This is a genomic window from Pseudomonas sp. KK4, from assembly GCF_001984065.1.
In the GTDB taxonomy this organism is placed as follows: Bacteria; Pseudomonadota; Gammaproteobacteria; order Pseudomonadales; family Pseudomonadaceae; genus Aquipseudomonas.
Window position 1 is genome coordinate 1 of sequence record NZ_LYVP01000086.1, and the last position, 22,667, is coordinate 22,667.

20 protein-coding genes are annotated in these 22,667 nt (G+C 61.6%); 7 read left to right on the forward strand and 13 right to left on the reverse strand.

Translation table 11 applies throughout. The annotated features are described in order from the left end of the window. Positions 1-70: 70 nt before the first annotated feature. From B0W55_RS22250 to B0W55_RS22295, 10 genes are all read right to left on the reverse strand, one after another. Positions 71-1,030, reverse strand: coding sequence for a D-isomer specific 2-hydroxyacid dehydrogenase family protein (locus tag B0W55_RS22250; RefSeq protein ID WP_077048064.1), 960 nt, complete (start codon positions 1,028-1,030; stop codon positions 71-73). Continuing rightward, a complete protein-coding gene (locus B0W55_RS22255; RefSeq protein WP_077048065.1) occupies positions 1,027-2,226 on the reverse strand; it encodes an acyl-CoA dehydrogenase family protein in 1,200 nt (399 codons plus the stop codon). The genes B0W55_RS22250 and B0W55_RS22255 overlap by 4 nt, the downstream gene beginning before the upstream one ends. A gap of 194 nt (positions 2,227-2,420) precedes the next feature. Continuing rightward, entirely contained in the window at positions 2,421-3,431 is a 1,011-nt protein-coding gene (locus B0W55_RS22260; protein ID WP_077048066.1) for an ABC transporter substrate-binding protein, read from the reverse strand. Positions 3,432-3,445: 14 nt separating this feature from the next. Then, entirely contained in the window at positions 3,446-4,129 is a 684-nt protein-coding gene (locus B0W55_RS22265; RefSeq protein WP_077048067.1) for a peroxiredoxin-like family protein, read from the reverse strand. Further along, complete coding sequence (locus tag B0W55_RS22270) at positions 4,126-5,478, reverse strand: LLM class flavin-dependent oxidoreductase (protein ID WP_077048068.1); 1,353 nt, start codon at positions 5,476-5,478, stop codon at positions 4,126-4,128. The genes B0W55_RS22265 and B0W55_RS22270 overlap by 4 nt, the downstream gene beginning before the upstream one ends. Before the next feature lie 28 nt (positions 5,479-5,506). Continuing rightward, positions 5,507-6,469 (reverse strand): ABC transporter substrate-binding protein, encoded by a 963-nt coding sequence (locus B0W55_RS22275; protein WP_077048069.1) that lies wholly within the window; start codon positions 6,467-6,469, stop codon positions 5,507-5,509. A 285-nt stretch (positions 6,470-6,754) separates the two neighbouring features. Beyond that, positions 6,755-9,202 (reverse strand): TonB-dependent siderophore receptor, encoded by a 2,448-nt coding sequence (locus B0W55_RS22280; protein WP_256576375.1) that lies wholly within the window; start codon positions 9,200-9,202, stop codon positions 6,755-6,757. A gap of 82 nt (positions 9,203-9,284) precedes the next feature. After that, the gene (locus B0W55_RS22285) at positions 9,285-10,154 is read right to left on the reverse strand and encodes a TauD/TfdA family dioxygenase (RefSeq protein WP_077048082.1); all 870 of its coding nucleotides are present in this window, start codon (positions 10,152-10,154) and stop codon (positions 9,285-9,287) included. A 183-nt stretch (positions 10,155-10,337) separates the two neighbouring features. Then, positions 10,338-11,921, reverse strand: a complete 1,584-nt coding sequence (locus B0W55_RS22290; protein WP_077048071.1) for a rhodanese homology domain-containing protein — start codon at positions 11,919-11,921, stop codon at positions 10,338-10,340. Continuing rightward, a complete protein-coding gene (locus tag B0W55_RS22295) occupies positions 11,918-12,526 on the reverse strand; it encodes a cysteine dioxygenase (RefSeq protein WP_077048072.1) in 609 nt (202 codons plus the stop codon). The genes B0W55_RS22290 and B0W55_RS22295 overlap by 4 nt, the downstream gene beginning before the upstream one ends. A gap of 231 nt (positions 12,527-12,757) precedes the next feature. Between B0W55_RS22295 and B0W55_RS22300 the strand changes: the two genes are divergently transcribed. Together B0W55_RS22300 and B0W55_RS22305 are read left to right on the forward strand one after the other, a co-directional pair. Further along, complete coding sequence (locus tag B0W55_RS22300) at positions 12,758-13,663, forward strand: LysR family transcriptional regulator (protein WP_077048073.1); 906 nt, start codon at positions 12,758-12,760, stop codon at positions 13,661-13,663. A gap of 117 nt (positions 13,664-13,780) precedes the next feature. After that, positions 13,781-14,575, forward strand: coding sequence for a class II aldolase/adducin family protein (locus B0W55_RS22305; protein ID WP_077048074.1), 795 nt, complete (start codon positions 13,781-13,783; stop codon positions 14,573-14,575). Between the two features lie 278 nt (positions 14,576-14,853). On the opposite strand, the gene B0W55_RS22310 is transcribed toward B0W55_RS22305, so the two are convergent. Further along, positions 14,854-15,942, reverse strand: coding sequence for an LLM class flavin-dependent oxidoreductase (locus tag B0W55_RS22310; protein ID WP_077048075.1), 1,089 nt, complete (start codon positions 15,940-15,942; stop codon positions 14,854-14,856). Positions 15,943-16,325: 383 nt separating this feature from the next. Here B0W55_RS22310 and B0W55_RS22315 point away from each other — a divergent pair, with 383 nt between their 5' ends. The 4 genes from B0W55_RS22315 to B0W55_RS22330 all read left to right on the forward strand — a co-directional run bounded on the left by B0W55_RS22315 (position 16,326) and on the right by B0W55_RS22330 (position 20,148). After that, positions 16,326-17,210, forward strand: coding sequence for an ABC transporter permease (locus B0W55_RS22315; RefSeq protein WP_077048076.1), 885 nt, complete (start codon positions 16,326-16,328; stop codon positions 17,208-17,210). A gap of 1 nt (position 17,211) precedes the next feature. Further along, positions 17,212-18,000 carry an ABC transporter ATP-binding protein gene (locus B0W55_RS22320; protein WP_077048077.1) on the forward strand — a complete coding sequence of 263 codons (789 nt, stop codon included), beginning with the start codon at positions 17,212-17,214 and terminating at the stop codon, positions 17,998-18,000. A gap of 278 nt (positions 18,001-18,278) precedes the next feature. Further along, on the forward strand, positions 18,279-19,163 hold the full coding sequence (locus B0W55_RS22325) for a manganese catalase family protein (RefSeq protein WP_077048078.1): 885 nt from the start codon (positions 18,279-18,281) through the stop codon (positions 19,161-19,163). Positions 19,164-19,290: 127 nt separating this feature from the next. Next, entirely contained in the window at positions 19,291-20,148 is an 858-nt protein-coding gene (locus B0W55_RS22330) for a ZIP family metal transporter (protein ID WP_256576377.1), read from the forward strand. 6 nt (positions 20,149-20,154) lie between these two features. Here B0W55_RS22330 and B0W55_RS22335 read toward each other — a convergent pair whose 3' ends face one another. Continuing rightward, entirely contained in the window at positions 20,155-21,054 is a 900-nt protein-coding gene (locus B0W55_RS22335; protein ID WP_077048080.1) for an EamA family transporter, read from the reverse strand. A gap of 3 nt (positions 21,055-21,057) precedes the next feature. Further along, positions 21,058-22,290, reverse strand: a complete 1,233-nt coding sequence (locus B0W55_RS22340; RefSeq protein WP_077048081.1) for an MFS transporter — start codon at positions 22,288-22,290, stop codon at positions 21,058-21,060. Positions 22,291-22,375: 85 nt separating this feature from the next. Here B0W55_RS22340 and B0W55_RS22345 point away from each other — a divergent pair. Next, the coding region (locus tag B0W55_RS22345; RefSeq protein ID WP_139340958.1) for a helix-turn-helix domain-containing protein at positions 22,376-22,667 on the forward strand (292 nt) is incomplete at its 3' end.

Genomic DNA, 22,667 nt, shown 5'->3' on the forward strand with positions numbered 1-22,667 from the left:
TCACTATTGAGTGGACTGACACGGCGCATTCGCGAGCAAGCCCGCTCCCACATTTTGAGCTGCGTTTGGCTTAGTACCCCCGTTGCACGTCCGCTTGATTCTCCAGCGCCAGACCGTTGAGAAACCGCTCGAGATTGGTCAGGAAGCTGTCAGCGATTTCGTGGCGGCTGTTGCTGGAGATCGCCGATGTGTGGGGTGAAAGTCGAACCCGCGGATGGCTGTAGAGCGGGTGGCCGTCGGGCAAGGGTTCCGGCTCGGTGACGTCCAGCGAGGCCAGGCCGAGGCTGCCGTTGTCCAAGGCTTCGAGCAGCGCCCCATGGTCAAGCAGACCACCGCGGGCGATGTTGATCAGGTGCAGGCCCGGTTTGGCACTGGCGAGCACGGTGCTGTCGACGATGTGGCGGGTCGCCTCGGTCAGGGGCGCGGCCAGCACCAGATGATCGGATCGGGAAAACAGCTCATGAATGTCTCGCGCCGCTTCGACCCCTTCCACGTCGAACGGCGTCTGGCTCTCGCGCAGCGCCAGCACCTTGATACCCAGCGCGTGGGCCTTGGCCGCAAGGCTGCGGCCGATGGCGCCGAAGCCGAGAATCCCCAGGGTGGTGCCCTTGAGCGGCGTCAGGGCTGTGAAATGCCATTGCGCGTCATGCACCCAGATGTCCGGCAGACGCTTGGCGGCGGCGAAGATCGCGGCCAGGGCGAACTCGGCGATGTTCTCGGCGGCGCTGCCACGGGACGTGCTCACCGGCGGGCCGTTGAACAACCATTTCGGGTAGAAGTCGATGCCCGACGAAACCACTTGAATCCATTGCAGCCCATAAGGCCACCCCGGTGGCGGTGTATCCGGCGCCTGGTAGCCGCGCACATTGATCGGCCGTGCCAGCAAGATACCGACCTCGGCCGGCAAGTCACTGGGCACGCCGGCCGGCACACCGATGACACGGGCCTGAGGGTGCGATTGCGCAAGGCGCTGACGGATCACTTCGTTGAAATCTTCATCCAGCTGGCTGGCGATGACGAATGGGCTCATGGGCGTTCCTTGGGCTGGGAGGGCTGCTGGCGCTGGGCGAAGACGGCTTTGCCGACCCCTTGCAGGATGGCGTCGTTTTGCGGGGTGTGGACGCGGCTGCACAGCACATCGCGGTAGTGCCGTTGCAGCGGATTGTGCCGTGACAGGCCGGGATTGCCGGACGCCTCGATGGCCAGTTCCACCGCACGAATCGCGTTGCCGGTCACCAGGTACTTCAGCTGCGCCGCGTTGCTGGCCGGGGTGCGGCCTTCGGCGGCGGCATCCAGCAGGCTGCGGTTGGCGAACAGCAAGGTGTCAATGTGGCCAACGGTTTCCTGAAAGCGCGGCAGGGTCGACAGCGCGGCGCCGAGATTGGAGGGCTTGCGCGTCTCCAGCCATTGCACCAGCCAGTCGCGGGCGGCCTGCGCGACGCCGTCGTAGACCGATGCCAGCAATACCGACATCCACAGAAACCCATCGCCATCGAGTTCGGCCTGCGGCGTGCTCCTGCGGCTGACGCTGACCGCGTGATCCAGCGGCACCAGCACGTTGTCGAACACCACCTCATGGCTGCAGGTGGCGCGCATGCCCAGGTGATCCCAGTCTTCGATGATGCTGATGCCCGGGGTGTCCTTGTGCACCAGCCAGGCGCCGACCAGCGGATCTTCATCGCTGCTGCGCGCCCAGACGCTGAACCAGGTCAGGCCGTGGCTGCCGGTGGAATAGATTTTCCGGCCGCTGATGCGCCAGCCGGCGGCGGTGCGCCTGGCCACGGTGGCCGGCAGACCTCCGCGCGCCGGGGTGCCAAGATCCGGCTCGACACGCAAGGCGTTGATCAGCGCACCGTCGCGTACCGCATCGTGTGCCACTTGCAGGCGCAGGGCTTCGGGCCAGTTTGGGCTGTCTTGCAGGCGCGCATGTTGCAGGTACTGCATCACCAGAATCAGCGCCGTGGAAGGCTCGCCCTTGGCGATCGCACGGATGGCCTTGCGTGCCTGGGCCAGGCTGGCGCCGCCACCACCCAGCGCCTTGGGCACGGTCAGTGCGACCAAGCCATGCTCGTGCAGCAGCTGGAAGTTGTCATGGGGAAAGGCACCGCTTTCATCATAAAGGTGCGCGCTGGCGCCAAGCCGTGCACTGATGCGCTCAAGCAAGGCCTCGAAATTGGCCACTTCGACGGAGCGTAGGACGGGCGGGTGTTGAGAGGAAAGACTCATGGTGAATTCACTCGATCAAAAGGTAAAAGCCGCTGTTTGTTCCCAGGCGAACAATTGTGGCGAGGGAGCTTGCTCCCGCTCGGCTGCGAAGCAGTCGCAAAACCAGGCGACTCGGTAGCGACTGAAAATCATGGGGCCGCTTCGCGACCCGACGGGAGCAAGCTCCCTCGCTACGGGGCCTGGCCCGGCGAACGTCAGGCCGGCAACAACGAAAAATCCCTGTCCCACAACGGGCTCACATCCAGCCGTTCGCTCAACACCCCCGCATCGAAGAACAGGTCGGCGACTTCCTGTTGCGAGGCGATGGCCTGATCGTTGACCGGGATGATTCGCGAGGCCTGGCTGCGGTTGTTGTACATGTCGAGGAACACTGCTTTGTCGACGCCGAGCAATTGCGCCGACTTGGCGGCCCAGGGCTCGGGGTTGTTGTTGATCCAGTCCAGCGTGCGGGCCTGGCGTTGCAGGTAATCCTGGATCGCCTGCTTGCGCAGCGGATCCTCCAGCGCGGCGGGGCGGGCGGCGATCAGGTAATTGCCGGACAGATAGCCCAACGCGGTCTTCAGAACCCGGGCGCCACTGCGGAATTTCGCCAGCTGAATGAACACGCCATAGATCACCCACGCATCGAGCTGCCCACTCTGGAACGCGCTGAAACCATCCTGGGGCGTGAGCGCCACCGCGGTGATGTCCTTCATGGTCAGGCCCTGTTCCTTCAGGGCCTTGATCAGGAAATAGTGCGAAGTGGTGGAGCGCACATAGCCGACCCGCTTGCCGCGCAGCTGTCCGACCGACTCAATGTTCGAGTCTTTGGGAATCAGGAACACTTGATTGTTCACGTCGCTTTGCAGCACCGCGATCAGCCGCGGCTGGCGATGACTCTGGATCGAGAAAATCGGCGGGATCTCGCTCATGCCGCCCACGTCCAGGCTGCCCGAGGCCAGGGCTTCGACGATCAGGTTGCCGCCGGCAAACTCCGCGTATTCGACTTTATAGGGCGTGTCTGCGGTGCCGGCGTCCTGGGTGAAGTACGAGTCCTGGCCCCGGTAGGTGGCAACGCCCAGGGTCAGGTCCGATAACCCTTTGGCCTGAGCGAACGCACGCGGTGCCAGGCCAAGGGAGGACAGCCCCAATGCGCCGAGCGCGATCGAACTGGCGGTGAGAAAGCCGCGACGATTGAACTGTCCCTGTGTGATCTGTTTCGTCATGGGTCGGGCTCTGGTCAGATGGCGATTTGCACGGGGGCGTGCCCCAGCAGTTGTTCGACGGCGCGTAGTACCGGGTCCGCTTCGGTACGCACCAGCCAGTCGGGGCTGACCTCGGCAAAGGCCACGGTGCCGTCGCGGGCGATGACCACCACGGTGGGTTGCGGCAATTCCCAGGTCCCGGTGCCGGTGGTTTCGCCGATGCCGTTGCCCTTGGCCAGTGCGGCTTTGCGCGACGCCTCGTCGAAGCTGTAGAGAATGCCCAGGCGTCGGCCGAGTTGGTTGTCCGGGTCGCTGGCCACTTGCAGTTCAAGGTTGTGGCGGGTCTTGATCTCCAGCAGTTTTTCCGGAACCTGCGGGCTGACCGCCACCAACGGTACGCCCAGCGCATGCAGGCGTGGGTAGAGCTGGCGCTGGTAATAGGGCAGTGCGATGTTGCATGCGGGGCAGCCGGCGAAGCGGAAGAAAATCAGCACCGCCGGGCCGTGGGCGAGCAACGCGTCGCGGCTCAGGTTGCCGCCTTCGACCTTGAGCAAGGTGAAGGGCTCCAGGCTGTCGCCTGCCTTGACGAAGTCTTCGTGGCGGGCTTCATCCACCAGGCGTTGGCGCTGATCGATGTTGACCTGCAACGCCGCCGGCTCCCAGGTGGCTACCCGTTGTGCATGCAGGTCCGCCAGCAGGCGGTTGAGGGATTCGCTCATGCCAGTGCCTCGCTTTCTTGCCGATTCTTCAACGCCGCGGGCGCGTGACGGTTGACCGGAACCTGCAGTTCAAAGTGGTCACGCAGGGTGCTGCCGCTGTACTCGTCGCGGAACAGGCCGCGCTGTTGCAGCACCGGCACCACCAGATCGGTGAAGTACTGCAAGCCGTCCGGCAGCAGCGAGTTGATGATGAAACCGTCCGCTGCGCCTTGTTCAAACCACTGCTCAATCGCGTCGGCCACTTGCTCTGGCGTGCCGACGAAATCGCGGCGCGGCCGCGAGAAGCGCAGGGCGACCTGGCGCAAGGTCAGGCCTTCGTCTTTGGCCAGTTGCTTGATCCGGTCCGATCCACCTTTCTGGCTGTTGGACCCCAGGTCGCCCAGCTCGGGGAAGGGTTCATCCAGGGGGTACTGGCTGAAGTCATGGTCATTGAACGGCCGGCCGAGGGCGACGATGGCGTCTTCGATGGTCACCAGGTCGATGGCTTGCTGATAACGGCTTTCCACCTCGGCTTCATCGCGGCCCACGATCGGCCGGATGCCCGGCAGGATCGACAGCTTCTGCGGGTCGCGACCGAAGCCGGCAGCGCGGGTTTTCAGGTCCTGATAGTAGGCGCGGGCATCGTCGAAACCTTCCGGGCTGACGAAGATGGCGTCGGCGTTTTCCGCGGCGAAATTACGCCCCGCTTCAGAGGTGCCGGCCTGGAAAATCACCGGTTGCCCCTGTTTGGAGCGGGCGATGTTGAGCGGGCCCTTCACCGAGAAAAATTCTCCCTTGTGCTCCAGCGCGTGCAGCTTGCCCGGGGTGAAGAATTCGCCGCTTTGCTTGTCGTAGGCGAAGGCGTCGTCTTCCCAGGAATCCCACAGGCCCTTGACCACATTCACGTGTTCCTTGGCGATGCGGTAGCGCACGGGATGGGGCGGGTGCTCGCTCTTGCCGAAATTGTCGGCGGTGCCGCTGAGCCACGAGGTGACCACGTTCCACCCGGCACGGCCACCGCTGATGTGATCGAGCGAGGCGAACTGGCGGGCGACCTGGAAGGGTTCGGTGTAGCTGACGGTGACAGTCGCCACCAGCCCGATGTGCTGCGTGGTGGCGGCCAGGGCCGAGAGAATGGTCAGCGGCTCGAACCGGTTGAGATAATGCGGGCTGGATTTTTCATGGATGTGCAGGCTGTCGGCGATGAACACGAAATCGAACTTGGCCGCCTCTGCCAGTTGCGCCTGTTGCTTGTAGAAATCGAAGCTCACGCTGGCGTTGGGCCGGGCCTGCGGGTGGCGCCATTCGCCCCACCCGTGGCCGACGCCGTGGACCATCGCACCGAGTTTCAGTTGGCGTTGTTTGCTCATGATGTTGACTCCTGAATACGTCGCGTCGTTAACGCGATGCCTGGTTGAGTGGGGCGCGCTTGGCGTTGAAGCTCTTGTCGAAGCCTTGGGAGACGTCGATGTGTTTGGTGAGAATCCCTTCCTGCTGATAGATGTCGGCGGTGGTCTGCAGGCCGCCGATCACCTGGTCGTCGATCTGCACCGGTTCCATGTGCGTGCCTTTGGCCACGGCGATGTGCACGTCCAGCGGCAGGCCGGTGACGCGGGCCTGGGCGGCGGCATATTCCTCGGGGTGGGCATTGGTCCAGCGGTAGGCGCGGTCGACCCGGGCAATGAAGTCGTCCAGTTGCTGGCGCTTGTTGGCGATGGCCTGGCTGGTGGCGGCGAAGTACAGATGGTTGGTCAGCAGCTTTTCACCGCTGACCAGCACCTTGGCCTGGCTCTGGGTGGTTAAGATGGTGGTGTAGGGGTCCCAGGTCGACCAGGCGTCGGCACTGCCGTTGTCCAGCAGGATTCGCGACTCGCTCGGCAGCAGGTAGATGAACTGCACGTCACCGGTACTCAGCCCGGCGCTGCGCAAGGCCTTGATCGCCAGGAAGTGGCCGATGGAGCCGCGGGTGGTGACGATCTTTTTGCCCTTGAGGTCGCTGGCGTTGTTCAGCGCAGAATCCTTGGGCGCGAGAATGGCTGTGGTGTAGCGACCCTCGGCATGCTGGATGCTCACGACCTTGATCGGCGCACCGGCACCCAGGGCGAACACATAGGGCGCATCGCCCAATGCACCGATGTCCACCGCACCGGCATTCAGCGCCTCGCCCAGCGGCGCGGCGGCCGGGAACTCGGAGAACTGAATGTCGTAGGGCACGTTCTTCAGCTCGCCGGACACTTCCAGCAGCACCTTGATCGAGGATTTCTGATTGGCCACCAGCAGCGGTTGCAGGTCAGCGGCCTGGGCGGATGCAGCAAAGCCCAAGGCGCAAGCAAGGCTCAACAACAAGGATTTGGGTGACATGGGAAACTCCAGGCAGGTTATCGAACGACGAATAACCTCCGCCTGGAGAAGGGGTCGGTGTGTGGGATTGACGTTATATCTATAAGAATCGTCTGTGAAATTCTTTATGGTTATATGCTAATTATGAAGTTAGCTGATTATTATTTTTATGATTATTAAATAAATGCATTTAATGATATTCCGGATATCACCCAAGCCCTGTAGGAGCGAGGCTTGCCCGCGATGGCGATCTCAAGGACGCCATCGCGGGCAAGTCTCGCTCCTGCAGGGTTTTGGACATTTCCGTCAGAAGTTGTACGCCAACCGCGTGTAGTAGTACGCGCCGCCAAACCCGAAGGGTGAGAACTGGCCGTACTTGTAGCCGCCCGCCCAATCCTGGATGCCGTTCTTGTCCGGGTAGACGTTGAACAGGTTGTTCGCCCCCAATGCCACCGTCAGGTGTCGAGTCAGGTCATAGGCGGCATCGATGTCGGTGATCCACTTGGCGCTGAATTTGCGGTCGTTCACCGGGTTGTTGTCGCCCTCGATGTAACTGCCGAAACGGGTAAGTGCCAGGTTGAGGTTGTAGTCCGTCACCTTCCAGTTCGCCGCCAGGATCAGTTTCGATTGCGGTGTGGCCACGGTCAGGTCCTTTTGCAGGCGCCGATCGAACAATTGCAGCCCGGAGCCGCTGAGCTGCGGCGGGTTGTCCTGGATCTTCTCGATCTTGGTCTGGTTCCAGTTATAGGCGGCGCTCCAGCGCACCTGGCCGTACTGATCCAGTTGCTGACGGTACTCGTTGACGATGTCGACGCCACGGGTTCGGGTGTCGACCGCGTTGGTGTAGTACTGGGCAAACAGGCCAGGGGACAAGCCGTTGGCCACCAGCACCTGCGAGACCGCCGCGCCACCGAGCAGGCTGGTGGAGACGATCCGGTCGCGGATGTCGATCTGATAAAAATCCGTGGTCAGTCGGTAGCTCGGCGTCGGCTCGTAGGTGAAACCGAGGCTGTAGTTCAGGGATTTTTCCGGCTTGAGTTTCTCCGCGCCGAGGGCCTGGGCTTCGGGCGTGTCCACCGGCAGGACCTTCACCGGAACAGAGATCTGCTGACCGTTGACCACGCCGCCGGAGGTGAAGGTGGATGAGGCGTAAATGGTTTGCGCCAGCGAAGGCGCGCGAAAGCCGTTGTTGATCGTGCCGCGCAGGGCGAAGGCGTCGGTGAAGGCATAACGGGTCGAGAACTTGCCGCTCCAGGTGCTGCCGATGTCCTGGGTGTAGCGCTCATAACGCGCCGCCGTGCCGACGTACCATTTGTCCGTCACATCCAGGCCCAGGTCGACATAACTGGCGACGTTGCTGCGACTGATTTCCCCCGCGTCGTCGGGGCTGGTGCCGTTGTAGGAGGCCAGGCCCGGCAGCGGTGTGCGGCCGGCAAACGGCCCGCTGGGGATGACGTAGTTGCCGGGGGTGTAGGACTCGAAGTCGCCGGGCTCGATCTGGTATTTCTCCCAGCGATACTCGAAGCCGAAGGCGGCTTGCAGGGGGTTTTTCAGGCCGATGTCGAAGCCGCGGTTGAAGTCCAGGTTGTTGGTCCACTGATCGAAGATCTGCGAGGCCAGGTTGAACGAAGTAGGGCTGGTCGGCCCCAGCGACGGATTGAGGGTGTTGTTGGCGTTGAGCGTCGAATCGTCCTCGCCCCAGGTGGAACTGGCGTCGTAGTTCCAGCCACCGACGTCGCCCTTGAAGCCGGCCGCCACCTGGAAGTCCTTGGTGCGGTTGCGCCGCTGGGCGTGGATGCCGTCGGGGTAGGGGCTGTTCGGGTCGCCGGCCAGGGAGGTGATTTCGTTGGGTCGATAGTTGCCGGTGACCTTGGTGGTTTCCATGTAGCTGGCGGTGGAAAACGAATAGAAGCGCAGGTCGTCCTGCAACGGCAGTTCGAGGTTGTAGCTGACGTTGGTGACCTTCTCCCGGCCCAGGCCATAGCTGGGGTTCCAGCCATGGCGATTGACGGTCTGGTCGCGGCTGTCGGGGAAGCCGGGCAACGAGTACAGGTTGCCGGTAGCACTGCCGCTGCGGTCGAAAGGCTCCTGCTCCTTGCTGTCCAGCGCCAGGTTGGCGAAGCCGTCGTTGGGCAGCGCCAGGCCGTAGTTGAGCGTCTGGTGCACGGTGTCACCATCGCCGCTGTCGTATTGCCCGAAAGACGTTTCGGCGCTGCCGCCGCTGTCGTTTTCCTTGAGGATGATGTTGATCACCCCGGCGATGGCGTCCGAGCCGTACTGCGCCGAGGCGCCATCGCGCAGCACCTCGATATGATCGATGGCCGACACCGGAATCAGGTCCAGGTTGACCGGCACCGCTGCGGTGCCGATGCGCGCGAGGTTGTTGATCAGCGCGGTGTTGTGTCGGCGTTTGCCGTTGACCAGCACCAGCACCTGATCGCCGGACAGGCCGCGCATGGTCACACCGCGCACTGACCAGGATGTGCCGCCGCCATTGATCGCCGGCAGGTTGAAGGAGGGCAGCAACCGGGCGAGCAGTTCCTTCAGGCCGACCTTGCCACTGGCTTGCAGCTGCTCGGCGCTGATCACGTCGATGGGCGAAGGGCTATCGGTGACGGTACGCGGCTGGCCGCCACGGTTGCCGGTAACCACCACTGTGTTCAGGGTTTTTTCGGGTTCTTCGGCCTGGGCCGGGAGGCTTGCGGCGAGCAGGCTCAGGGCGGCTGCGCAATAGTGGAAACGGGGTGAGGTCATGGTACCAATTCCTGAAAACATACAAACACCGCGAATCCCTGTGGGAAGTTCGTTGGGTGGGGCGAAGTGGTAGGGCGTGAGATCAGGCCGCGCTGGCGCCTCGTACCCGATGGGGGATGTCGTCGTAGGCGATCAGCACTCGCTCCATGCGGCGCGGGTAGTCGCCGTAGTTGTAGACCGGGTAGTGCAGGGTCGAGCGGTTGTCCCAGAACGCCACCGAGTGTTCACGCCATTTGAAGCGCACCTGGTGTTCGGGTTTGTTGAACTCCAGCAGCAGGCGATTGATCAGCTGTTTGCTTTTTTCCGGTGGCCAGCCGATCACCGAAGGGTTCTGCGAGAAGTTGATGAACAGGCCGTCCTCGCCGGTTTCCGGGTGAGTGCGCACTAACGGGTGGGCGAGAATCGGGTAGTCGTAGCCGACCTTGTCCAGCGACGATTTGAAATCGTGGACCACATGCAGGTCATCGATTTCCTGGCGCAAGTCTTCAGGCAGGGCGCGATACACCGCACCGGTGTCGGCCCACAGGGTGTCGCCGCCCACCGGCGGCAAGTCGACGGCGCGCAACACCGCGCCGAGGGTAGGGCGCAACAGCCAACTGGTGTCGGTGTGCCAGCGGCCGCTGGTCCGCGGGCCGTAGAGCTTGCGTTCATCCTGGGCCTGGATCAGGTGCGCTTGCGGTTTTGTCGGGTCGTTCTGTTGGGTGGTGGGGTGAACGTATAGCTCACCGAATTCGCGAGCGAAGGCGATCTGCTGTTCGGTGCTGATGGCCTGGTCGCGGAAGAAAATCACCTTGTGTTCCAGCAGCAGGCGGCGCAGTTCATCGCGCAGTGCCGGGGTCAGTGGCTGGCTCAGATCGATGCCACTGATTTCTGCGCCGATGGTGGGTTCCAGGCGAGTGACGTGCAGGGTTTGGGCGGGTTGTGAATCGGTGCGGTGCAAGACAGCGGTCATGATGTACATCCTCTCGATTGTGGGTTCAGCCTCCGCCTGGAGAGGGGTCGGATGTGGGGGTGATGACTGTAGGAGCGAGCTCGCTCGCGATGGTCGTGAACGATAACGCGGGCAACTGGGTGCCCTGCGGGGTTCTCGGGTTTTTCGCGAGCAGGCTCGCTCCTACAGAGGTAGGTACAGGGGTTAAATCACGTAGAAGCCATGGGTGCCGTCGCGGGCCAATTGCTCGACCAGTCCGAACTCCCAGTCCAGGTAAGCCTGCATCGCTTCGCGCGGGTTATCGGTGCCTTCATAAGGGCGGCGATAGCGGTCGATGCGTGGCGAGGCCAGGCGGGTTTCGCCTTCTTCCAGCGGCCGTTGCGCAGCAATCCAGCTGGCCGTGCCGTCCTTGAGCAAGAACACCGCCTTACCGGTCAGTGCTTCGACTTCAGCCACCGCCAGCCGCGCCAATTGACTGCTGCCGCAGGTCAGCACATAGCGCTCGGCTGCCGGTACCTTGGCCAAGGCTTCACGCAGTTGCCCGCGCAACGCCCACCAGGCACCGGGGATATGGCGTTTGACGTAGTTGGCGCTGCTGGTGAAGTCCAGCACGGCGGTGTCACCGTGGGCGAGCCACTGGGCGAGGGTTTCGGGGCTGATTTCTTCGGCTTGTGCCGGCGTGGGCACTGGTGCCTGCCACGCACCTTTTTCACTGAAGTGAGCGCGGTTGTGGTCATCCAGCACATGCACTTCCCAGCCCAGTTGCGCGAGCCAGGACGCGGACATGTTGGCGCGCACGCCATCGTCGTCCACCAGCACCAGCCGCGCGCCGCGCACACTGGCGAAGTGATCGGTTTCCTGAACCAGTTGCCCGCCCGGTGTCGAACGGGCGCCAGGCAGGTGACCGGCTTCGAATTCCTCGGGGGTGCGCACGTCGAACAGGTAGGTGCTGCGGGTCGGTTCCTGCTGCCAGCGTTGCAGGTCGGCCAGGCTGGCACGGCCCACCAGGGCTTTATCGGCCACGCGACGGGCATCGCCTGCGGCGATTTGCCGGTGCTCTTCGCTGGTCGGGGCGAAGCGCCGCGACTGGCCGTGTTGCAGTGCCTGACCGGCCAGGGTCCAGCCGATGGTGCCGTTGCGCAGGGCGGAAACGGGGTTGGCGATGCCGGCGTTGATCAGCGATTGCGTACCGATGATGCTGCGGGTGCGACCGGCGCAGTTGACGATGATCCGCGTGGCCGGGTCCGGTGCCAGCTCCCGGGCGCGCAACACCAACTCAGCCCCCGGCACACTGATGCCGGTGGGAATGCTCATGGTCTGGTATTCATCGAAACGCCGTGCGTCGAGCACCACCACGTCGGCATCGCTGTCGAGCAATGCCTGAACCTCTTCGGCCGCCAGGGAAGGGGTGTGGCGCTGGCTCTCCACCAATTCGCCAAAGGCTTTGCTCGGCACGTTGACGTCGATGAACAATTCGCCACCGGCGCGACGCCAGCCCTCCAGCCCACCTTCGAGCAGGCTGACATTGACGTAGCCCAGGTCCTGCAAGCGCCGGGCAGCAATGCTCGCCAGGCCTTCGCCATTGTCGTACACGGTCACCTGGGTATCGCGCCGGGGAATGCGTGAAAACACCTCCAGTTCCAGTTTCGACAAGGGAATGTTGGCGGCGAACAGCGGATGGGATTCGGCGAACGGCGCTTCTTCACGCACATCCACCAGCGCCAGTTCTTCACGGTTCAGCAGGGCCTTGCGAATCTCGGCGTAGGAGCGGGTCGGTACGGTGCTCATAGGGCTTGGCTCTCTTTGGACAAATCCCAGATATTGGGGAGAAAGGCGTTGGAATAACCGGAGATGAACAGCTTCTCGCTGCCGTCGGGCTGGTACACCGCGCGGCGCACGGCACCGATGTTGGCGCCATACACATGGATGCTGATCGACACCTGGTCGTCAAAGGCGTTGCGGACTTGATGGATATCGCCGACCTTGGGCGACACGGCCTCGACCTGGCCAGGCTTGAGTTGCACCGCAGCGCCATCGGCGATCAGGGCACCCTCGTCGTTGCGCTTGAAACCTTGCGAGTATTCCGCCCCGCGCAACATGCCGATCAGCCCCCACACCCGGTGGTCATGGATGGGCGTGCTTTGCCCCGGGCCCCAGACAAAACTGACGACGCTGAAGCGCTGCCGGGAATCGGCATGCAGCAGGTATTGCTGATAGCGCTCGGGGTCCGGGCGGGCAAAATCTTCAGGCAGCCAGTCGTCATGACTGACCAGTTGGCTGAGCAGTTTGCCGCCGCGATGCAGCAGATCGCCCTCGCGGGGGTTGCTGTCGATCAGTTCCGCCAGGGCGCCTATGAATGCTCTGAGTCTCTCCGGGTGTCGGGCCTGGGTCATGGCGATTCCATCGTTCGTTGTGAAAGGTTGACCTTTTGATTTAAGCATAATGTTTTAGATCAATATGCGATTGTTTAATGATTAGGTTATAGCTGAAAGGAATTTATAACCGCTTTGCATAGCGCCATACGCTATTGATCTGGGGGCTGGCGTGGCCCGGGCTATCCAGAAACCGCCAATGGAACTATGCTTTTCAGACATCTTATTGACTGTTTTCTATGTGCGGGCCAAATGAAAATTGATGATATCGACGCCTTTGTCGAAGTGATTCGTTGCCAGTCCATCAGCCATGCCGCTGAGTCGCTGCAGCTGACTCAGCCGGCCATCACGCGGCGCGTGCAGAACTTCGAGCAGGCCCTGGGCGTGGAGTTGTTTGACCGCAATACCAAACCGCTCAAGCCCACCCTGATCGGCACACGGGTGTATGAACAGTGTCGGGTGATCCTGCGGGAAATGGATGCGCTGCGCGAACTGGTGGCCACCGACGCGCCGCCCACCGGGCTGTTGCGTCTGGGTGTACCGCAGACCATCGGCGATGTGGTGCTGCTCGACGCGCTCAAGCATCTGCGCATCGAATACCCCGAACTGCGGGCGCAAGTGGCCACGGGCTGGGGCAGTCAATTGGTCGGCAAGATAGAACGTGGTGAGCTGGACGCGGCGGCGGCATTGTTCCCGGCCGGGAAGATATTCCCGGACAACATCATCGGTGAGTCGATCGGCAAGATGGAGTTGGTGGTGGTCTGCGCCAAGGCGCAGTTGCCCAAGCGGCCGTGCAAGCTGGCGGATATCTATCAGAGCGGTTGGATTCTCAACCCCGATGGTTGCGGCTTCCGCGCCGGCTTGCAGCGAACCCTGTCGGACCAGGGCCTGGCTTTGAGGGTCAACCTGGAAACCTTCGGCACCGAACTGCAACTGGGGCTGGTGGCTGACGGTTTGGGGCTCGGCCTGGTGCCGCGTCCATTGCTGGAGCGCAGTGCGCATGTCGATCAATTGGCGGTGATGCCGCTGAAGGATTTCAAACCGGTGATGGATCTGTGGCTGATCTATCCGCATTTTCTCGGCAACCTGCAAGGGCCGGTGGATGCTTTTGGCGAACTGGTGGCCGGTTCGTTGCAGAAGATCAAGAGTGCGGCGTGAGGCGGGTCGTATCATAAAAAAAAATAATAATTAGCTTAGATTAAAATGTGCTTTTTATTATTTTTTGTCTTCCCCTAGGCTGCCTGGAGTCCTTAAGGCCATCCAGGAAGTTTTGCCATGAGCAGCGTCAGTCCGTTATCCAGTGTCTCGAAAAATGTTCACCAGCGCGTCAGCCCCGAAGAATGGGAGGTGCGGGTAAAACTGGCCGCGGCCTATCGGCTGGCGGCCCTGTTCAAGTGGACCGACCATATCTACACGCATTTTTCCGCGCGGGTGCCGGGGCCGGAGGAGCATTTCCTGATCAATGCCTTCGGCTTGCTGTTCGACGAAATCACGGCCTCCAACCTGGTCAAGGTCGACATCGACGGGACCCTTGTCGATGACCCGACGGGGCTCGGTATCAACCCCGCCGGTTACGTGATCCACAGTGCGATCCATGCTGCGCGTCCCGACCTGCAGGCGGTGCTGCACACCCATACCCGCGACGGCATCGCGGTGTCGGCCCAGCGCGACGGCCTGTTGCCGATTTCCCAGCATGCGATTGGTTTTTCCGGGCGGGTGGCCTATCACGGCTACGAAGGCGTGGCCCTGGACCTCGACGAGCGCGAACGTCTGGTGGCGGATCTTGGCGACAAGAGCGTGCTGATCCTGCGCAATCATGGGTTGCTGACAGCCGGCATCAGCGTTGAACACGCCTTCCAGCAACTGCATGGCCTGGAGCGCGCCTGCAACATCCAGATCGCGGCGCAGGCGGCCGGCAACGTCGAGCTGATCTTCCCACCGGCCGACGTAGTGGCCAAGGTCGAGAAACAGGCCGAAGTGTTCAAGAGCGGCGACGGCCCAGGTGTGGCGCGGCATTGGAATGCGTTGATACGGCAACTGGAGCGTAGTGATACCGAGTACAAGAGCTGAACATCAGTTACCTGTAGGAGCGAGCTTGCTCGCGATGGCGGAGTGTCAGGCAACGTTGATGTTGAATGTGCCGGCCGCTTCGCGAGCAAGCCCGCTCCCACAGTGTTTTTCGGTGTACACAGATTTGCGGATACCCACAGTGATGTGGGTTGAATGCAGATTTGCGGATACCCACAGCCCCTGTGGGAGCGGGCTTGCTCGCGAAAGCGGTGGTTCAGCCAACATCGTTGTTGAATGTAGCGCCGCCACCGCGGGCAAGTCCCGCTCTGGTCATTGGATCAGGCCACTTTCTCCGCCGTCTGCCGCTCGCGCTCTTCTACCAATTTTCGGGTCAGGGGGATCAGGCGTTTGCCGTAGTCGATGGCGTCGTCGAGCGGGTCGAAGCCGCGGATCAGGAAGGTGGTGATGCCCAGGTCGTAGTAGTCGAGCAGGGCTTCGGCCACTTGTTCCGGGGTGCCGACCAGCGAGGTCGAGTTGCCTTGCGCGCCGAGCAGACCGGCGATGCCGGTCCACAAGCGCTTGTCCAGACGTGAGCCTTGGGCGGCCGCGGCGAGCAGGCGGCGGGAGCCTTCGTTCGGAGGTTCGCGGCGAACAAAGCCGTTCTGCTCGGCCAATGCAGTGGCCTGCTGCAGGATACGCTCGGCGCGTTCCCAGGCCTGGGCTTCGGTGTCCGCCAGAATCGGTCGCAACGACAGACTGAAACGAATAGTTCTCCCGTATTTGGCCGCCTCGGCACGCACCTGCCTCACCACCTCACGCACCTGTTCATAGGTTTCACCCCACAGCGCATACACGTCCGCATGCTTGCCCGCCACCTCGATGGCAGCTGTCGACGACCCGCCGAAATACAACGGAATGTGCGGCTGTTGCGGCGACTTCAACGCCGAGTGCGCACCCTCCACCTGATAGTACTTGCCCGCATAATCGAAGGGCTTCTCACTGGTCCATTCCCGACGCAGCACGTCGAGGTATTCATCGGTGCGGGCATAACGCTCGTCCTTGCCGATGTGACTGCCATCGGCGCGCAATTCACGGTCATCGCCCCCGGTAATGATGTGCACCGCGGTACGGCCACCATTGAACACATCGAGGGTGATGAACTGCCGTGCGGCCAGGGTCGGCGCGGCAAACCCTGGTCGATGAGCGATCAGGAACTGGAGTTTTTTGGTCACGCTGGCGGCGTGCGAGGCAATCAGGGTGCTGTCGGGGCTGTTGGAGTGAAAGGCCACCAAAGCGCGATCAAACCCCGCTTCCTCATGGGCGCGGGCCACTTTTTCAACGAAGTCGGGTTGCAGCACCGGACCGCTGCGAGGGTGGATTTCCGAAGAATGATGGCCGCCGATGTAGCCAATGAATTCAATGCTCATGGGAGTTCCTTTTCAATGTATAAGCGCGATTCAAGCCTCCACCTGGCCTTGGGGTCGGTCTGTCACAGCAAAAATAGGCGGTGCACGCGGTGGCTGTGAAATGCCGTTTGGTTCTATGTTAATTATTAAAATAGAGAATGAACGGCTGTATTGAATATCAGGAAACTGCATTTTAACCGTGGTCTGTACTGCAGGCCGCAGCAGGGCAGGGACCACAGTTTTTATTATGCAAACAATTTATCAGGCTAATCCGATATCTGATTTTTAATCATATTAGGTTATTCCCAAAAAGAATTTCACTGAGGTTTTTTATGCGAATAGCATGAATTGCGAACGTGATGCGTGGCACCTCTGGCCATGTTCTTTTTGAGGAAGGAAGCCTGATGACTGAAAAGACCTTCGATACCCAGAGCCCCGGCGGCTCGTTTTCCGTCAACAAGGCTGCTCGCCCCAACGGTGAGCTGCAGGGTGCTGCGAGATTGCTGCCCCAGTGGCTGCGTAACTGGCGAACCCCGGACGTGCTGCTGCGTCTGCTCAGCCCCATCGCGTTGCTGCTGTTGTGGGAACTGGCCTCGCAGACCGGGCTGATCCCGCAGCGGGTCATCGCGCCGCCTTCGCAAATCGGCGGCACGCTGTGGGCGATGATTGCGTCGGGTGAGCTGGGCAAACATTTGCTGGTATCGCTGCAGCGGGCACTGGTGGGTTTGAGCATTGGCGTCAGTATCGGTGTGGTCGCGGCGCTGATCAGTGGCTTGTCAAAACGCGGTGAGGTGATTCTGGATTCGCCGCTGCAAATGCTGCGCACCATCCCGTCGCTGGCATTGGTGCCGTTGTTCATTCTCTGGTTCGGCATCGGCGAGTTCACCAAGATTGCGCTGATCGTCACCGGAACCACTTTCCCGGTGTACATGAACCTGTATGCCGGTATACGCAACATCGACCCCAAACTGATCGAGGCCGCCAACACCCTGGGCCTGAATCGTCGCGAACTGATCTGGCATGTGATCCTGCCAGGCTCCTTGCCCTCGTTTTTTGTTGGGCTGCGCTACTCCCTGGGCATTTCCTGGCTGGCGCTGGTGTTCGTCGAACAGATCAACACCACGGCCGGCATCGGTTTTCTGGCCAGTGACGCGCGGGACTTCATGCGCACTGACGTCATCGTCATCTGCCTGCTCATTTACAGCGTCCTCGGCCTGTTGATCGACGCACTGATCCGCACGCTGGAGCGTTTTGCCCTGGCCTGGCGCCCAACCTTTGTGAGGAACTGATATGTCGAGCATCGATCTTTTGGACGCGTCCAAACCTGCGCCGGTACAACTGCGCAACGTCGTGCGTCAGTTTGGCCAGCAGCGGGTCATCGACGCTCTGGACCTGGACATCGCACCGGGTGAATTCGTCGCATTACTCGGTGCCAGTGGCTCGGGCAAGACCACTTTGCTGCGCAGCCTGGCCGGCCTGGACAGCATCGACAGCGGCCAGTTGCGGGTGCCGAAGGCGCGGGCAGCGGTGTTTCAGGAGCCGCGCCTGATGCCTTGGAAGCGCGCCTGGAAAAACGTGATCCTCGGCCTGCGCATCCCCGACGCCAAGGCGCGCGCGGTGCAGGCCCTGACCGAAGTGGGGCTGGCCCATCGCCTGGAAGCCTATCCAGCCACGCTTTCCGGTGGCGAAGCGCAGCGCGTGGCACTGGCCCGCGGCCTGGTGCGCGAACCCGAGTTGCTGCTGCTGGATGAGCCCTTCGCCGCACTCGACGCGCTGACCCGGATTCGCATGCATCGGCTGATCATCGAGTTGTGGCGCAAACACACCCCGGCCGTGTTGCTGGTCACCCATGACGTGGACGAAGCGATCCTGCTGGCCGATCGGGTCATCGTACTGGCCAACGGCAAGATTGCCGAACAGCTGTCGATCGACTTGCCACGCGCCCGGGACACGGGGCAACCGGGCTTTCAGGCCATCCGTGCGCGCCTGCTGAACCTGCTCGGCGTTGAGGTGGAAGCGCCGGCTGTTGCGCAACATTCGGTCGCCAGCAATACGGTCCGGCGTTTTGCTCATGGCTGATGCGATGGCCGGGACGGCCCATCGCCGCCCCGCGGTCATCACCCAAAAGCTGCTGACTGCGGTTGAGATCGCCCCGGCATCGAAAGTTTGAATCTTTTGATCAGTGAACGACGACTGGCGCTGAAACAGCGCCAATCTCCCCGCAAAGCGCCGCCCGTCGCGGCCTTTCAATCTATTTAAAATTTTCCCGAGAGCCTCCCCTTCAGATAACTGTGGGCACCGCATTCCGTGAATCACCGAATGAGTATCGGCGCCTCTAAGGCCTGAGGAGGCTCGTCATGTTCTTACATAACAAACGACTTCAATACACCGTGCGCGTCGCTCAACCCAACCCGGGGCTGGCGAATCTTTTACTCGAACAATTTGGTGGAGCACAGGGCGAGTTGGCGGCGGCCTCGCGCTACTTCACCCAAGCGTTGGCCGAGGATGATCCGGGCAGGAAGGACCTGCTGATGGACATCGCCACCGAAGAACTCAGCCACCTGGAGATCGTCGGCTCGATCATCGTGATGCTCAACAAGGGCGCCAAAGGTCGCCTGGCCGAAGGTGTGGAGGAGGAGGGTGAGCTGTACCGTGCGATCAACGGCGCCGGCAATGATTCGCACATCACCTGCCTGCTTTACGGGGCGGGTGCGCCACTGACCAACTCCGCCGGCGTGCCCTGGTCGGCCGCGTACGTCGACACCATCGGCGAGCCCACGGCAGACATGCGCTCCAACATCGCGGCCGAAGCCCGGGCCAAGATCGTTTACGAGCGCCTGATGAACGTCACCGATGACCCCGGCGTGAAAGAAGCCCTGGGCTTCCTCATGACCCGGGAAATCGCCCACCAACTGTCGTTCGAAAAAGCCCTGCACTCGATCCAGCCGAACTTCCCCCAAGGCAAGCTGCCCGGCATGCCCGAGTTCACCAACGTGTACTTCAACCTGTCCCAGGGCGAAGGCAGCACCCGTGGGCCATGGAACGAAGGCGAGGATTGGGAGTACGTGGAAGATCCGCAGCCGGCGGTCGATGGCGGAGACGGCACGGCCAGCGTGGGGCTCAGTGCAGACGAAGATTCACTGCTGATGGACCTGAAGGCACGCACCATGTCGGACCCGGACAGCAACCCGATCACGGGTGCGGATCTGGGGGCGGGTGCCCAGGGGCGTGATGTGGCTTGATGGCTGCCACCGCACGCCGGTTTGGCGTGCGGTGTTTTTTATTTAAGGAGGTCTCATGGCCGAATCTTCCACGCCTGGTAGAACATCGTGGCACTCGGGGCTGGATCGAGGGAAGGGTCGCGGGTGGATGAGCATGCTGTTCTGGTCGACCCTCGTCGGGGTCACCGTCCTGCTGCTCGTCAGCGGCTACAGCGCGTTCACCGGGGCCAACCGCGTCAACCTGCACTACGCCTTTTTGGGCGGCATCGGCGGCTTTGGCGCCACCGCGCTCGGTGCCGTCGTAGAGGTTGTATTGCGCGATATCACCGCCCGCACCCAGGACATCATGCTGGGTTTTGCGGCCGGCATGATGCTCGCCGCCAGTTCTTTCTCACTCATTCTTCCGGGCATCGAAGCGGCCCAGGCCATTTGCGACAACAAGCTGCTGGCAGCCTGTGTCGTGGTGTTGGGGCTGGGCTTGGGCGTGGCGTTGATGATCGGCCTGGATCGCTTCGTGCCCCATGAACATTTGAAGAGCGGTCGCAAAGGGCCCGAGGCGCAACGCTTCAATCGCGTCTGGCTGTTCGTCCTGGCCATTACCCTGCACAACCTGCCCGAAGGCATGGCCATCGGCGTCAGCTTTGCCACTGGCGACATGAAGGTGGGATTGCCGCTGACGACGGCGATTGCCCTTCAGGACATTCCCGAGGGGCTTGCCGTAGCGCTGTCACTGCGCGTGACCGGGCTCTCGGCAGTGCGCGCAGCGTTGATCGCCGTGGGGTCGGGACTGATGGAGCCTTTGGGCGCTGTGGTCGGCCTCGGTATTTCTACGGGTTTCGCCTTGGGCTATCCCATTGCCCTGGGCCTCGCGGCGGGCGCGATGATTTTTGTGGTCTCCCATGAAGTCATCCCGGAAACCCACCGCAATGGGCATGAAACACCTGCGACCCTAGGCCTGATGCTCGGCTTCGGGGTCATGATGTTTCTCGACACGGCGTTGGGTTGAAGGGGTTCAATTCGACTGAGTCTGTCCAGACCGCCCGAGCCAAGCACCGACGACACGCTGCCCGAACAAGCCCACGCCAAGCCCTGACACGATCAGCAGGACCGCAACGATTTTGTTCACCGACAGCTGCTCATCGAAAATCACCACCGAACCGAACAGCCCGAACACCGGCACCAACAATGACAGCGGCGCGACGGTCGACACGGGATAGCGTTTGAGCAGTGAATTCCATACCCAGTAGCCGAACAGCGTGTTGGGGTACACCTGGAACAGGATCGACAGCACGGCGCGGTAGTCGAGTTGATCGAGCAACGTGCGGTACCCCGTCGCGCCGTTGACCGCGTACTCCAGCGCGAACAGCGGGATGGGCGAAAACGCGCTCGACCACACCAGGAAAGCCAGGACCTGCGTGGTCCTGGCTTTTTTGTTGATGACGTTGGCGGCACTCCAGGCAACTGCGCCCAACAGCACCAGGATCAACCCGGTCGCCGTGACCGTCCCGTCGACGATGGACAGGATGCTCAACAACCCACACAACGCCAGCGCCATGCCCGCGTATTGAAAGCGGGAAATCCGCTCCTTGAACACCCACGCGCCCAGCAGAATCGTGAAAAACGCGCTGAACTGCAGCACCAGCGAAGCGATGCCCGCCGAAAGACCAGACTTGATACCAAGGTTGACCACGCCCCACAGTCCGATCCCGAAAACCAGACCGTAGCCAATGAGATAGCGCCACTGCACATCCGGTTTCGGAATGAAAAAGATCGCCGGCAGCGCACACAGCGTGAAGCGAATGCCGGCCAGAATGAACGGATCAACGGTGGTGAGCCCGAGCTTGATCACCGAGAAATTCACGCCCCATATCGCAGTGATCGAAATGGTGAGCAGCAGGTGCCTGAGTTTCATTTTTTATCTTCCTTGATGGGCTGTTGAGTGGTGAGACGAGATAAACCAAATAACCAGAGCACTGGCGCTGATCAAAGCGCCCAGCAGGCAGACCGCCCACCAGCCCCATAACGCATACACCTGAGTCGCAGCGGGGGCCCCCAGCGCGCTACCCACCGAGTAGAAACACATGTAGGCGCCCACCATTCGACTGTGTGCATCGGGTCGGGCGGCGAAGATGAGGCTTTGATTGGTGACATGCACCGCCTGCACCGCGAAGTCCAGCAGGATCACGCCGAACACCAGCGCGATCAGCGACGTCTCGGCAAAACCGATGGGCAACCAGGACAGCGTCAACAACCCCAGGGAAATGCCAGTCACCCGTTGCCCCATGCCTTGATCGGCCCAACGACCGGCCCTTCTCGCCGCCAGTGCACCGGCGACACCCGCCAGACCGAACAGGCCGATGGCGGTGTGGGAAAGCGACAGCGGCGGGGCACTCAGGGGCAGCACCATGGAAGTCCAGAGCACGGAAAAAGCGGCGAAGATCAGTAGGGCCAACAAGCCCCGGATTCTTAAAGTGCGTTCGGTGATGAACAGCTTGAACAGCGAACGGATGAGCCCGAAGTAGGATTTTTTCTGCCTTGTCGTTGCCCTGACAGGCACTACGTTCCACAGCACTGCCGCGAGGGTCAGCATCAAACCGGAGGACACAAAATAAACGGCGCGCCAGCCAGCGATGTCCGCAATCAGCCCAGAACTGAACCGCGCCAGAAGAATGCCCAGGACAATGCCACTGGTGACCGTCCCCACTGCCTGGCCACGTTGCGAGGGCGCTGCCAGCACAGCGGTGTAGGCCACCAGGACTTGAACCACTACGGCCAACACACCCACCGCGATCATCGCCCCTAGCAGGGCCAGCCATTGCTGCGCTGCGCCGACGGCCGCCAATGCAATCGCAGACAGCACCACTTGAGTCAGGATCAGTCGCTTACGATTGACCAGATCGCCCAACGGAACGATGAACAACAACCCCAGCGCGTAACCCACCTGAGTTGCCGTGACCACGATCCCGATCATCGATGGCGCAACACCGAGGCTCTGGGCCATTGAATCGAGTAACGGCTGGGCGACGTAAACGTTGGCGACGGCCAGGGCGCAGGTGATGGAGAACAGCAGGGTGAGGGACTGAGAAAGCCTCTGAGGTTGATCGGTCTTGATGGCTGAGTCGACTTGAGCTGTCACGTACACCTCCATGGCGCTAAACTGGTTTCAAATAGAAACTTGTTTGATTGTTGTCGAATCCTGTTTCAAATTGCAACCACATTTCGGGGGTGAGGAAATGCACGCAGACGTTTTGCCGCAAAGCGAGGAATGCCCGGTCGCCAGAACGCTGGAGGCGATAGGGGATCGCTGGTCGCTGATGATCATCCGCGATGCGTTTGACGACATTCGGCGGTTCAGTGAATTTCAGAAGAGCCTGGGCGTGGCCAAGAACATCCTGACCTCGCGTTTGAAGGCGTTGGTTGAGGTGGGGGTGTTTGAGGTTCAGCCGGCGTCGGATGGGAGTGCGTACAAGGAGTACGTGCTGACGGAGAAGGGGCGGGAGATTTTTCCGGTGGTGGTGAGTATGC

Bases quoted from the DNA above. Each gene is read 5' to 3' on its own strand.
- B0W55_RS22250 (WP_077048064.1), bottom strand. From the start codon at position 1,030: ATGAGCCCATTCGTCATCGCCAGCCAGCTGGATGAAGATTTCAACGAA.
- B0W55_RS22255 (WP_077048065.1), bottom strand. From the start codon at position 2,226: ATGAGTCTTTCCTCTCAACACCCGCCCGTCCTACGCTCCGTCGAAGTG.
- B0W55_RS22260 (WP_077048066.1), bottom strand. From the start codon at position 3,431: ATGACGAAACAGATCACACAGGGACAGTTCAATCGTCGCGGCTTTCTC.
- B0W55_RS22265 (WP_077048067.1), bottom strand. From the start codon at position 4,129: ATGAGCGAATCCCTCAACCGCCTGCTGGCGGACCTGCATGCACAACGG.
- B0W55_RS22270 (WP_077048068.1), bottom strand. From the start codon at position 5,478: ATGAGCAAACAACGCCAACTGAAACTCGGTGCGATGGTCCACGGCGTC.
- B0W55_RS22275 (WP_077048069.1), bottom strand. From the start codon at position 6,469: ATGTCACCCAAATCCTTGTTGTTGAGCCTTGCTTGCGCCTTGGGCTTT.
- B0W55_RS22280 (WP_256576375.1), bottom strand. From the start codon at position 9,202: ATGACCTCACCCCGTTTCCACTATTGCGCAGCCGCCCTGAGCCTGCTC.
- B0W55_RS22285 (WP_077048082.1), bottom strand. From the start codon at position 10,154: ATGACCGCTGTCTTGCACCGCACCGATTCACAACCCGCCCAAACCCTG.
- B0W55_RS22290 (WP_077048071.1), bottom strand. From the start codon at position 11,921: ATGAGCACCGTACCGACCCGCTCCTACGCCGAGATTCGCAAGGCCCTG.
- B0W55_RS22295 (WP_077048072.1), bottom strand. From the start codon at position 12,526: ATGACCCAGGCCCGACACCCGGAGAGACTCAGAGCATTCATAGGCGCC.
- B0W55_RS22300 (WP_077048073.1), top strand. From the start codon at position 12,758: ATGAAAATTGATGATATCGACGCCTTTGTCGAAGTGATTCGTTGCCAG.
- B0W55_RS22305 (WP_077048074.1), top strand. From the start codon at position 13,781: ATGAGCAGCGTCAGTCCGTTATCCAGTGTCTCGAAAAATGTTCACCAG.
- B0W55_RS22310 (WP_077048075.1), bottom strand. From the start codon at position 15,942: ATGAGCATTGAATTCATTGGCTACATCGGCGGCCATCATTCTTCGGAA.
- B0W55_RS22315 (WP_077048076.1), top strand. From the start codon at position 16,326: ATGACTGAAAAGACCTTCGATACCCAGAGCCCCGGCGGCTCGTTTTCC.
- B0W55_RS22320 (WP_077048077.1), top strand. From the start codon at position 17,212: ATGTCGAGCATCGATCTTTTGGACGCGTCCAAACCTGCGCCGGTACAA.
- B0W55_RS22325 (WP_077048078.1), top strand. From the start codon at position 18,279: ATGTTCTTACATAACAAACGACTTCAATACACCGTGCGCGTCGCTCAA.
- B0W55_RS22330 (WP_256576377.1), top strand. From the start codon at position 19,291: ATGAGCATGCTGTTCTGGTCGACCCTCGTCGGGGTCACCGTCCTGCTG.
- B0W55_RS22335 (WP_077048080.1), bottom strand. From the start codon at position 21,054: ATGAAACTCAGGCACCTGCTGCTCACCATTTCGATCACTGCGATATGG.
- B0W55_RS22340 (WP_077048081.1), bottom strand. From the start codon at position 22,290: ATGGAGGTGTACGTGACAGCTCAAGTCGACTCAGCCATCAAGACCGAT.